General features: G+C 56.6%; 18 protein-coding genes. All 18 read left to right on the top strand.

All coding sequences use genetic code 11. The annotated features are described in order from the left end of the window. Window positions 1-126: 126 nt before the first annotated feature. The 18 genes from MRX98_RS04525 (at window position 127) to MRX98_RS04445 (ending at window position 11025) form a co-directional block, all read left to right on the top strand. Window positions 127-513 carry a DUF4398 domain-containing protein gene (locus MRX98_RS04525; protein ID WP_246903364.1) on the top strand — a complete coding sequence of 129 codons (387 nt, stop codon included), beginning with the start codon at window positions 127-129 and terminating at the stop codon, window positions 511-513. A gap of 13 nt (window positions 514-526) precedes the next feature. Continuing rightward, entirely contained in the window at window positions 527-1483 is a 957-nt protein-coding gene (locus tag MRX98_RS04520) for an OmpA family protein (protein WP_246903362.1), read from the top strand. 152 nt (window positions 1484-1635) lie between these two features. Beyond that, on the top strand, window positions 1636-2562 hold the full coding sequence (locus MRX98_RS04515) for an SGNH/GDSL hydrolase family protein (protein ID WP_246903360.1): 927 nt from the start codon (window positions 1636-1638) through the stop codon (window positions 2560-2562). Window positions 2563-2678: 116 nt separating this feature from the next. Then, window positions 2679-2813: a DUF3096 domain-containing protein gene (locus MRX98_RS21970; RefSeq protein WP_281432190.1), complete on the top strand. Its 135-nt coding sequence runs from the start codon at window positions 2679-2681 to the stop codon at window positions 2811-2813. Window positions 2814-2904: 91 nt separating this feature from the next. Beyond that, complete coding sequence (locus tag MRX98_RS04510; RefSeq protein ID WP_246903358.1) at window positions 2905-3561, top strand: YiaD family glycine zipper/OmpA-like lipoprotein; 657 nt, start codon at window positions 2905-2907, stop codon at window positions 3559-3561. 222 nt (window positions 3562-3783) lie between these two features. Then, window positions 3784-3933, top strand: a complete 150-nt coding sequence (locus MRX98_RS04505; protein ID WP_246903356.1) for a lmo0937 family membrane protein — start codon at window positions 3784-3786, stop codon at window positions 3931-3933. Window positions 3934-3952: 19 nt separating this feature from the next. Next, window positions 3953-5098 carry a DUF1207 domain-containing protein gene (locus MRX98_RS04500; protein ID WP_246903354.1) on the top strand — a complete coding sequence of 382 codons (1146 nt, stop codon included), beginning with the start codon at window positions 3953-3955 and terminating at the stop codon, window positions 5096-5098. Window positions 5099-5437: 339 nt separating this feature from the next. Further along, window positions 5438-5659, top strand: a complete 222-nt coding sequence (locus MRX98_RS04495; protein WP_246903352.1) for a hypothetical protein — start codon at window positions 5438-5440, stop codon at window positions 5657-5659. A 46-nt stretch (window positions 5660-5705) separates the two neighbouring features. Further along, window positions 5706-6086 carry a response regulator gene (locus MRX98_RS04490; protein ID WP_246903350.1) on the top strand — a complete coding sequence of 127 codons (381 nt, stop codon included), beginning with the start codon at window positions 5706-5708 and terminating at the stop codon, window positions 6084-6086. 20 nt (window positions 6087-6106) lie between these two features. Continuing rightward, window positions 6107-6295, top strand: a complete 189-nt coding sequence (locus MRX98_RS04485) for a hypothetical protein (protein ID WP_246903348.1) — start codon at window positions 6107-6109, stop codon at window positions 6293-6295. A 122-nt stretch (window positions 6296-6417) separates the two neighbouring features. After that, window positions 6418-6930, top strand: a complete 513-nt coding sequence (locus MRX98_RS04480; RefSeq protein ID WP_246903346.1) for a CreA family protein — start codon at window positions 6418-6420, stop codon at window positions 6928-6930. Window positions 6931-6948: 18 nt separating this feature from the next. Beyond that, window positions 6949-8448 (top strand): B12-binding domain-containing radical SAM protein, encoded by a 1500-nt coding sequence (locus MRX98_RS04475; RefSeq protein ID WP_246903344.1) that lies wholly within the window; start codon window positions 6949-6951, stop codon window positions 8446-8448. Then, window positions 8445-9425: a sensor histidine kinase gene (locus MRX98_RS04470; protein ID WP_343217728.1), complete on the top strand. Its 981-nt coding sequence runs from the start codon at window positions 8445-8447 to the stop codon at window positions 9423-9425. The genes MRX98_RS04475 and MRX98_RS04470 overlap by 4 nt, the downstream gene beginning before the upstream one ends. 34 nt (window positions 9426-9459) lie before the next feature. Beyond that, on the top strand, window positions 9460-9738 hold the full coding sequence (locus tag MRX98_RS04465; protein WP_246903342.1) for a hypothetical protein: 279 nt from the start codon (window positions 9460-9462) through the stop codon (window positions 9736-9738). A gap of 40 nt (window positions 9739-9778) precedes the next feature. Further along, window positions 9779-9946, top strand: coding sequence for a CsbD family protein (locus MRX98_RS04460; protein WP_246903340.1), 168 nt, complete (start codon window positions 9779-9781; stop codon window positions 9944-9946). 75 nt (window positions 9947-10021) lie between these two features. Next, window positions 10022-10336: a BON domain-containing protein gene (locus MRX98_RS04455; protein ID WP_246903338.1), complete on the top strand. Its 315-nt coding sequence runs from the start codon at window positions 10022-10024 to the stop codon at window positions 10334-10336. Window positions 10337-10393: 57 nt separating this feature from the next. Continuing rightward, the gene (locus MRX98_RS04450) at window positions 10394-10585 is read left to right on the top strand and encodes a Thivi_2564 family membrane protein (RefSeq protein ID WP_246903336.1); all 192 of its coding nucleotides are present in this window, start codon (window positions 10394-10396) and stop codon (window positions 10583-10585) included. A gap of 209 nt (window positions 10586-10794) precedes the next feature. Beyond that, entirely contained in the window at window positions 10795-11025 is a 231-nt protein-coding gene (locus MRX98_RS04445) for a KH domain-containing protein (RefSeq protein WP_246903334.1), read from the top strand. The last annotated feature ends 150 nt before the right edge of the window (window positions 11026-11175 follow it).

The following is an 11175-nucleotide window of genomic DNA, read 5'->3' as shown; positions in this document are numbered from 1 at the left end:
GACGCAATCAACCCTAACAGAGCCACCAGCCGTGGATAGTCATGAGCGAGAAAAAGCTCACAGCGCGGTTCAAGGCAACAAACAATAGATTGCCGCAATCATGCAGCAATCAAGAAGGAGGCGTGTATGCGACATTTGAATCCGGCCCTCATGGGCGGCGTTTTGCTGCTAGCCGCAGCGCTCACGGGTTGTGCAAGCGGCCCTTCATTCCATCAGAGTGCCGAGGAATCCAAGTCGGCGATCCGCGCCGCCGAGGTGGCCGGATCGATGGAAAGTCCCACCGCTGGGTATCATTTACATCTGGCCAAGGAGCAACTGGCGCGTGCCGAGGCGCTGGCCGCAGCCGGCGAAAAGGAACGGGCCGCTTCCATGCTGACACGGGCCGAAGCCGATGCTGAACTGGCGATCGCGCTCTCACACGAGCAGGATGAGAGGGCGGATGCTGCCGAGGCGATCGAGCGGGTGCGCAAATTTAGGGAAGATAACCAATTGCCCCGCTTGTCCATAGACTAGAAAGGAGCGACCCATGAAAATGACAAAATATCTGATGCTCGTTGCCTGCGCGGGATTTCTCGCCGGTTGTGCTGCCACCGTCCCTATGGAACTAACCAAGGCCCGCCAAGCCTACCAGTATGCAAACGCGGGTCCTGCGGCGCAACTGGTTCCGGCGGAGCTGTACAAGGCCGAGCAGGCCCTCGACCGTGCGGAGGCGTCCTTCTTGAAAGATCCCGATTCGTTTCAGACCAAAGACCTTGCATATGTGGCCGAGCGCAAGGCCATGATGGCGGATGCACTCGCCTCCATCGCTTCCCAGAAAAGGGATGCCGCACAGGCGAACAGGGATTACCAGTCGTCCCAGAGCGAGATTATTGCGAAGACGAAAGAGGACTTGTCCAGGACACAAACGGAAAAGAGGCAGGCGGCAACCGCGGCTGAGGCAGCCACCCTTGCAGTGCGGCAACAGGCCCGGCTCGACACCCAACAGCGATCGGCCGATCGGGCAGCCTTAGATGCGGCCGCCAAATTCGAGGCCGAGCAACAGGCCCGGCGCGAAGCTGAACAGCGGACGGCTGTTGCCCAGGCACAACTGGCAAAGGTCGCCATGCTGAAGGAAGAGGCCCGCGGTCTCGTCATCACCCTGTCGGGAAGCGTCGTCTTTGCTTCGGACCAAGCGACGATCCTGCCGGCGGCGCAGTCCCGCCTGAACCAGGTCGCCGAGGCCCTTATGTCGACCGACAAAAACCGTATGCTGATCGTGGAGGGCCATACGGACGCTCAGGGTTCTGCCGCCTACAACATGGATTTGTCCCAGCGGCGGGCGGAATCGGTGCGCGCTTACCTCATCTCGCGTGGATATCCGGCCCAATTCATAGCGTCCCGAGGCATCGGAGAGGTGCGACCCATCGCCGACAATGCGAGCCCCGAAGGCCGATCCAACAATCGGCGTGTGGAGATCATTGTGCAGCCAGGAACCAACCAGTGAGTTCGTAGGGAATCAACCGGATTGCGCTCGCGTCGCATCCGGGCCGGGGAACAACGGTGCGTATTCACTTCCCGGCCACTCTAAACGCAGAAGAAGAAACAGCGGCCGCATTGTTATGAGAGCCGAAAACAGGCCATCAAGGGGAATAACAAATGGATAAAACCAAAACATCCTTGGCGAATGGTATTCTCTTGGCGGTAGCACTGCTGCTGGGTGCATCGAACGCCCTGGCAGGACCCTACGGTGAAATCGTCGTCTTCGGTGACAGCCTGTCGGACAATGGCAATTACGTGCTGTATGACGGCCAGCCTGCGCCTGATCCGGCATTGTACTGGGAAGGCCGTTTTTCCAACGGACGGGTGTGGGTCGAATATTTGACCGACCCGACCCACTTTGACACCAATTTGAGCGGCCGAGCCTATGGTGGCGCCGAAACCTCCGGATCGCTGCCGCCGGGACTGATCGAACAGGTGCGGTTGTATATCCTCCTGGCGGCGGGTGCTTCGCTTTCGCCGACAAACCTTTATGTCGTCTGGATCGGCGGCAACGATTTTCTCAACGGGGATGGAGATTATCAAATCGCGGTCGACAATATCAACGTCGCCGTGACGGAATTGGTCGACAATGGGGCTATGTCGATACTGATTCTGAATTTACCCGATCTGGGCAGCATACCGTCCACGTTGGGTTCAAACGAAGCAGAGCCGGCCACTGCATTTACCGTCAACTTCAATGCGGCACTGGCAAACATGATCGACACATTCAGTACCGCGCACCCGGGCATAGGCATCTATGAATTTGACGTTGAGGCGTTGTTCTTGGAAGTACGCAACAACCCGACCGCCTTCGGCTTCACTAACGTGACCGACCCGGCACCCAATTTCGCAGTCGAGAATGATTTCGATGGCGAAGGCTCCCTTTTTTGGGATGATGTGCACCCGACAACCCATATGCACGCCCTGATTGCAGACCATGTATATGACGACTTAAGCGCGCAACTGCCGGCCGATACAGCCGACGTACCTGCGCAAAAGAATGAGAACGCCTCATGCTTTATACGGGCCGTGGTTTGGAAGTAATGCGTTATCCCTGTCGGACAGGATATCGTCGCTGCCCGCAGCCCATGGCCTGTGACAGCAATTCATGATCCGGCATCATCGTAGCTCATGCACCACCTGAAAAGGAGGAAAACAACATGCAACTGGACATAGCGCCACAGCCCGTAATCGCATTGATCGCGGGGGTCCTGATTCTCGTGGTTCCCAGACTTCTGAATTATATTGTTGCCGTCTATCTCATCATATTCGGCATTCTCGGACTGGTTCGATGATCGGCCAGTGGCGACTTGCGTTGGCCGTTTTCCATTAATGCCGCAAATTATCGGCTGTTGCCAATCCTGTCGATGAACAAAGGGGGTCGAAATGAAAAAACTTAAAATCGTAAGTACGTTGGTTTTTCTATTTGTCATCGTCGCGTGCGCCGGACCTCAAACAAGAACTCAAAAAGGGGGTGTTTACGGGGCTGCCGGCGGTGCTGCCGCGGGTGCGGTTATCGGCCAGCTGATTGGCCGGGATACGCAAAGCACGCTTTGGGGCGCAGCGATCGGTGCAGCCGTCGGTGGTCTGGGAGGCGCCGGAGTGGGCAGAATGATGGACAACCAGGAAAGTGAAATGCGCGGGGTCCTGGCCGGTTCCGAAGCTGCCGCCATACGCCGGGAAGGCAACCTGCTTGCGGTGACCTTTAAAGGCGATGTGACTTTTGACACCAACGCCACAGCGGTCAAGCCCGGCCTTTATGCCGAGATCGACCGCGTTGCCGATGTCCTCACCCGCTATCCGGAAACCCTGATCAGGGTTGAGGGGCACACGGACAGTGTCGGGGCGGATGCCTACAACATGGACCTCTCCGTCAGACGCGCGGATGCCGTCGGCAATCTCCTGGTGCAAAGAGGAGTGAGCATGGGCCGCATTCAAACCGTCGGCTTTGGCGAAACAATGCCGGTGGCCACGAACGCCACCGAAGCGGGCCGCCAGCTCAACCGCAGAGTCGAATTGAAGATTGTGCCGCAAACGCAATAGCCCTCCTTCGATACAATAGTATGGGGATTAACCCCATATTTACCCAATAACAGTCAAATATTGCATCGATGGGGAACATGGTAACATTACAGTGAAGATATACGTCATTTCAATGCCCGTCTTTTCGACCTGGCAACATAAGGATGCTGAAAAGATGGGGGATCGACTCACTCAATCAGGCGCACCCCAAAAGCGTTCAGGGGCGTCGGAAAGGAGCATGTCATGCTTTGGACACTATTCGTGATTCTATTGGTTCTCTGGGCCCTGGGATTGCTGACCGGCTACACGATGGGCGGCGTCCTTCACGTCCTGCTGGTGATTGCCATCATCGTGATGCTGGTGCAGGTCCTTCAGGGCCGGAAACGCATTTAACCGTCACAGGGAGAAGCAAGTGCGCATATCGTCATCCGTCACCATCTGTTCCAATAAAGCCCTGTGCGCATGCGCCGCCGTCATCTGCTTGATGCTGGTTTTTCCATATCCCGCCAATGGGGGTGCGGAAAGCGCCGCGTACAGGGGCGCGGATGCATTCCTGACCGGTTTCATCGCCTCCGTCCTCGAACGGGAGCTGCAATGGGACAGAAACAGCTATTCGCTGCAGGTGGTCGACGCAGTGGCAACGATTACCCTGTTTGAAGCGGATCCACAGCGAAAGGCGGCCGCCGGCGATCAACTGCGCACCATCGACGGGCTGCTGGGCGTATCGATTGTGGTCAAGCCATCCAGCGCCGATCAAGGGGGCGGGCTGCGTCGTTGGATGGGCCTCACCGGCGATGGTAAGATATTTCCCACCGGCGACCTGTTCCGGCCGCTTATCGCCGACCCCAAGCAGCCCCAATTTTTTGCCGGCTTTTACCGCTTCGAGTCCTTGGGGGTGGGATACACCATGGCCTCCGTGGGCTTTGGAGAGACCTTCGGTTTGTACCGCTTCTTCGGCAGCCGCGAGGGCGACGGCTTGCAACTGAGCCTGGCCGCCGCACTGTTCGCCAAGTTCAACATGAGCACGCCTTCCTATGATTTGATCAACGCCGATTACACCATCGGTCTTGCCACCACCTACCGGCGCGGCGACCATTCCCTGCGCTCGCGCATTTATCATGAGAGCTCGCACCTGGGGGATGAATTGCTTCAAAGCGTGAATCCTCCCGATCGGGTGAATTTGAGCTATGAGGCGGTGGAACTCATCTATTCCCGGGAATGGCGCGGGCTTAGGGTGTACGGCGGGGGCGAGTACCTGGTGCACAAGACGCCGGAAGATCTCAAGCCGCTTATGGCCCACTGGGGGCTCGAATTTCGCGGGCGTCAGCCCATTTTGTGGAACGGCAGACCGGTTGCCGGCGTCGACATGAAGAGTTCGGAAGAGAATGACTGGCCCATCGATACCAATGTGAGGGCCGGTCTCGAGTTTGGGCGGCCCAATCCCGGGCAGCGGCGCTTGCGCCTGCTTGTCGAGTGGTACAATGGGTACGATCCCCACGGACAGTTTTACAAGAACAGAATCATGTACTACGGCCTGGGGGTCTCCCTGGGATTTTGAAAGCGCTTTTTGAACCCGGTCGTGCCGCGGGCCGTGCCATGGGCGTGGCTGATAGCCTGTGCGCGGGACGGATGTCGATAATATGGGGTTGAAACCCATTTTTACCCCATATTTATCCAATCTTGCTTATGCCTGACGATATGCTAATTTTATACGTAACGATACTGTGCGGTTTGATGCCGACACCCCCTCTGATTTTTCGCTGACGCGGTTTTCACTGCTCCAGAAGTTGATTCCAAATACGCCTGCAAGTGTTCCGGATGGAACTGTTTTTCCCTTCAGGCCGTACCGTCCGCATTGGTAATGAATGACAACTATTCATACGCAGGAGGAGAAGAAATGAGCGCACTCAAAATTGCGGCCGTCATATTGATCGTTGCCGGCATATTGGGATTGGCCTATGGCGGTTTCACCTACACCCGGGGCACCCATGAGGCCAAGTTGGGACCGCTGGAGCTGTCGGTCAAAGACAAAGAGCGGGTCAATGTTCCCGTTTGGGCCGGCGTGGGGGCGATCGTGATCGGCGGTGTACTTTTGGTCGTCGGCGGCAAAAGAAGTTGAGCAGGCTGTCATGGACGGCGGAACCCATCGCGAAAGGAAATGATCAATGGCGCCTGCAAGGATTCTGGTTGTGGATGACAACGATGCCATTCGAAGCGTTGTCTCCAGAATGCTGTCCGGGCTCGGTTACGAAGTGGCATCGGCCGACAACGGCGAGAGTGGATTGAACGTTTTTTTGAAGCACAACTTCGATATCGTGTTGTCCGATTATGAGATGCCCGGGATGGATGGCGTCGCGCTGGCGTGTCGCATCAAGCAATACAGCCCCGGCGTGGCGGTGGTCATCATGACGGGCAGCGGAAAAGAGGACATGATTATCGGGAAAATCAGCGCGGTGGACGTGGTGATCGCAAAGCCGTTTTCCATGGATGAGTTGGACGGAACGCTTCGAAACCTCCACGGCAAAGTGTTTCGCGCATACCCCTAAGGTAGCAGACAGGTGACGTAATGAATCAAACTGGAAAAAGCGCAAGGTCCAGAACGGATTTCATCGCCTCGACCGGTATCGGAACGGAGCTTGCGGACTTCCTCGAGGGGTTCGTCCAATGTCCGGAGCGATATCTTGCCATGACGGTTGAAGAGCGCCGCAAAATCGAAGAGCGGATGGATGCCATCCTGTCCTCGTTCGGTTCTTGACGGGCGCATTGCTCGACCCCGGGCGGCACGGTTCACTATCGGATGAAGCAGGCGGTCGGTATTGACGGTCGCTGCTCTTCGCCGCGATGCAACGCTGCCGGCGGCTTAATCGGTCGGGGGCAATGAACCCGGAAATGAGAAACGTTATGAAAAAAGTTTTGATCGTCAGCGGTGTGGTTCTTCTGCTTTTCATCGCCCTGTTTACATGGTGGATCGCCAGCCGTCCCGAGCGTGGCGAAACCGGATCGATCAGCACCAGATTCCGCTGGATCGGCCCGAACGATACCATCGTGGTAGACGGTTTCAACGATCCCAAAGTGCAGGGCGTCGCCTGTCACATCGCCAGGGCGCAAACCGGAGGGGTGAAAGGCGGTATGGGCCTGGCGGAGGATACGAGTGATGCCGGTATCGCCTGTCGCCAGGTCGGGCCGATCACGTTCACGGGCGAATTAAAGGACGGCGAGAAGGTGTTTGACGAACATCGCAGCGTTTTGTTCAAGACGCTTCAAGTGGTGCGTTTCTTCGATCGCGAGCGCAATGTGCTGGTTTACGTCTCCTACAGCGACCGGGTGATCGAAGGCAGTCCGAAAAGCAGCATCAGCACGGTGCCGATCATGGGTTGGCCCGCGCCATAGCAAAGAAGGGAGGGATCGATGATGAATATACTGCTGATCAATCCGGCATACCCCAACACCTTCTGGAGTTTCAAATACGCTCTGAAATTCATCGGGAAGAAGGCGGCCTATCCGCCTCTGGGGTTGCTCACGGTGGCCGCCATGCTGCCCGAAGAATTCCAAACACGGCTGGTCGATGTCAATGTGGACGATCTCCAAGAGGATGATCTCGCGTGGGCGCACATGGCCTTCATCGGGGGGATGGCCATTCAGCGGACTTCGGCCATAAGCATCATCGACCGTTGCCGGGCAAGGGGGCTGAAGGTAGTTGCGGGCGGCCCGCTGTTTACGGCGGAACCGGAAACGTTCGCCGAGGTGGATCACCTGGTGCTCGACGAGGCCGAACGCACGCTGCCGCCTTTTCTCGCGGACCTGAAAATGGGCACGCTCAAACGCATCTACCGGGCTTCGGGTTTCTGCGACCTGGATCAGACCCCGATTCCCGACTGGCGCCTGGTGCGCATGAAAAAGTATGCCTCCATGAGCATCCAGTTTTCCAGGGGATGTCCGTTCAACTGCGATTTCTGCAACGTGACCACGCTTTTCGGCCATCGGGTGCGCATGAAGACGCCCCGGCAGGTGCTCGCGGAGTTGGACAGCCTCTATGGCGCCGGCTGGCGCGGCAGCATCTTCTTTGTGGACGACAACTTCATCGGCAACCGCGGCTATCTGAAGTCGCAGTTGCTGCCCGCGCTGATCGAATGGCGCAAGAACAAAAAGGGGTGCGTGTTTTTCACCGAAGCCTCGATCAATTTGGCGGACGACCCCGTGCTGTTGGACCTGATGGTGCGTGCCGGGTTCGACCTGGTGTTTATCGGTATCGAGTCGCCCGATGAGCACAGTCTTGCGGAATGCAAAAAAAACCAAAACAAGGACCGGGACCTGCTTCAAAGCGTCCGTAAGATCCAGCAGGCCGGCTTGCAGGTGTCGGGCGGCTTTATCGTCGGTTTCGATTGCGACACGCCGTCCATATTCCAGCGCCAAATCGATTTCATCCAGCAGAGCGGGATCGTGACCGCCATGGTGGGTATGCTCCAGGCCCCGCCGGGAACCCGCCTGTTCGAGCGCTTGCGGCAGGAGAACCGGGTGCTGGGCCCCATGACCGGCGACAATGTCGATGCCACCACCAACATCGTTCCGGCGATGGGGTTCGACACCTTGATCGAAGGGTATCGGTCGATCATGGCCCATATCTATTCTCCCCGGCATTACTACAAGCGGGTGAGAACGCTGCTGCGGGAGTTCGGATCGCCGCATGCCAGGACGCCTTTGGATCTCCAGCGCTGTCTGGCCTTTTTCCGAACGTGCCTTCGCTTGGGCATCTTGGGCAAGGAGCGCCTGCAGTATTGGTATTTACTGTTCTGGACCTTGATCCGCAAACCCAGGCAGTTACCCTTGGCCATCACCTTGTCCATTTACGGCCACCACTTCAGAAGGATTTGCGAAATGAATGTCTTCGATATCGGAGGACGGCAATGAAAAGCTTATTAATGAACGCGCACGACGCCCATCGGGGCTTTCAGTTGGCTTCCGGCCGCATGGCGAAATTCACGATCAAGGCGCGCACGAAAAGGGCGCCAAAAGTCAGCGCCCAAAGGTTGAATAGACCCGTCAATCGGTCCGCCGCAGCCGGGCAGCAAAAAGGTACCGGGGCCATCGGACGCCAACAAGTGGAGGCATTGGCCGGTGGTATTGCCCATCAGTTCAACAACAATCTTTTTGTGATCACCGCCAATCTTGAACTGCTCGAAATGAAGGGGCACCGGGATGCAAACAGCGCGCAACACATCCAAGCATTGAAAGGCGCGGCCCAGCGGATGACGGAGATGACGCGGCAGTTGCTGGACTACGCCAGGGGTCGCAAATATCAGCCCAGGCCCATTTCGTTGAGCGACATGGTGCGGGCCCGTCTGCCCCATATCCAACGCGTGCTTGGTGCGTCGGTGCCTGTGGAGGCCGATTTGGGTGCCGCGGTTTGGAAAACCAATGCCGATCCGACCCAGATGCAAACGGTGCTGGAGGCCCTCTTGACCAACGCGGCGGAGGCGCTCAACGACACGGGACGGATCAGAATCGTCTGTAATAACAAAATGCTGCCGGAAAAACAGACACGACGACGTCCGGGGTTGAAACCCGGCGCATACGTCAACATGGAGATCCAGGACGATGGCGTGGGCATGGATGAAAAGACCCTCCGGCGGGTCTTTGAACCCTTCTTTACGACCAAGTTTGTCGGCCGCGGGCTCGGGCTGGCAGCGGCCTACGGCATTGTGAAAAATCATGATGGATGGATCGGCGTGGAATCCAAACTCGGTAAGGGAACGATCGTGCGGATTCACCTGCCGGCGATTCAGGCGGCGGATGAACAAAGCGTCTTCGGGATCGGTGATCGTTACCCGACGTGCACGTGCCCCTCCTCTTCCAAACACCCTGTGTCATGCAGATGCTTCGGTTGATTGCATTCGTCCCGACCATCGGAAAGGAGACACCATGGCAACGAAATACATCACCCCGGAAATCGACCAGTTGATGGCGGAAGCCGATGCGCTGGTGCATCAAATCAACGCCAACATTCTTGAGGAGCTTGAAGAAACGCACCGGATTCAGTTCGAACGGCACGTTCAACAGTTGCAATCAATCAAGTCCACGGTCAAAGAAAAGGTCGAAAAAAAAGCCGTTTCGGAGGGCGGCCAATATGGTGAGGGCATCCACGAAGCGATCGTGGACATCGTGAAGGCCATGAAAAGCCTGGCCGGATATCTATCGTGAAACGAACCAACCCAAGGGAGGCAAGACCATGAAATCGAGCATGAAAGACGAAGCGCAGGGAAAATGGCACAAGGTCAAGGGAAAGATCAAGGAAGTCGCCGGAAAAGTGACCAACAATCCGGATTTGGCGTCCGAAGGCAAGGCGGAGGGCAACGCCGGCAAGGTTCAGGAAAAGGTCGGCGAGGTCAAGAAGGTCTTTGATAAGTAGGTTGGATGGCGCCGCCCAAGATGGATCGCTTGTCGCTAACCGCTTGAGGTGCGCCCAAAAAAAGGAGTGCGGACCATGAACACGAACAAGAGAATTTTTCAATATCTTGTGATTTTGCTGCTGGTTGTGGGTTTGGCGGCATGCGCGTCGACCGCTAAGCAGTCCGGTACCGGTGAGTATGTTGACGACACTGTTATTACGACCAAGGTGAAATCCTTGCTCGCCGCCGATGATTTTCTCAGGTCATTCGAAATCAGCGTGGAAACCTTCAAGGGTACCGTTCAACTGAGCGGTTTCGTGAATAGCCAAGATGCCGTCAACAGAGCAGGAGAGATTGCCCGAAGTGTGCAGGGGGTCGGTGCCGTGAAGAACGATCTTATCGTGAAGTGATCATCGTCACAGCTTTCGGAAAATGCAGCACATCCAGAGCAGGAAAGGAGACCCGTCATGCCGTTAAGCAATCTGATCATCGTTCTGGTGGTCGTTGGCGTGGTGCTTTGGCTGATCAACAGCTACATTCCGATGCAGGCGACCGTGAAGAAAATACTGAACGTTGTGGTGATCATTGCGGTGATTATCTGGCTGTTGAGTGTTTTCGGGGTCATCGGGAACATTTCCACCATTCGCATCGGGCGTTGATCAGAGGCTAATGCACCTATCGAGAAAATGACGTGCAAAGAAAAAGTAATAGGTCGCCGTCCGGTTCCAAGACCGGACGGCAGACCTGCCGCCCGCTATTGGATAACCTCTCTCGGACCATTCAATAGATTCAGTTGCCCTGTGGGGCATTGCCCCGACCATTTCCATCGTCCACTTGATTGATGTCAAACAGGAACAGGAGATACGCTATGAAAGAAATCATTGAAGCTATTGCGCGCGCCTTGGTCGATCAACCGGAAGTCGTTTTCGTCAATGAAGTGGGAGGAACGCACACATCCATCCTGGAACTCAAGGTGGCCAAGCAGGACATCGGTAAGATCATCGGCAAGCAGGGGCGAACCGCCGGAGCGATTCGGACCATATTGAATGCGGTGGCCGCCAAGGAGAAACGGCACACGGTGCTGGAAATCGTCGAGTAACAACCGACTTCAGCAGGCGTGATGCGCCGGCAGGGACCCACGGGGGCCCCTTGCCGGCAAGATCGGATGCAAGTGGGGGGTCTGAAAGGAGAGGGTATGGCAACGCTCTGGAAACAAGGCGTGATGGAAAGCATTGCGAGCGGGGACGTT

This window comes from Desulfatitalea alkaliphila, from assembly GCF_022968795.1.
GTDB lineage: Bacteria > Desulfobacterota > Desulfobacteria > Desulfobacterales > Desulfosarcinaceae > Desulfatitalea > Desulfatitalea alkaliphila.
This window is presented reverse-complemented; position numbering and strand designations above follow the sequence as displayed.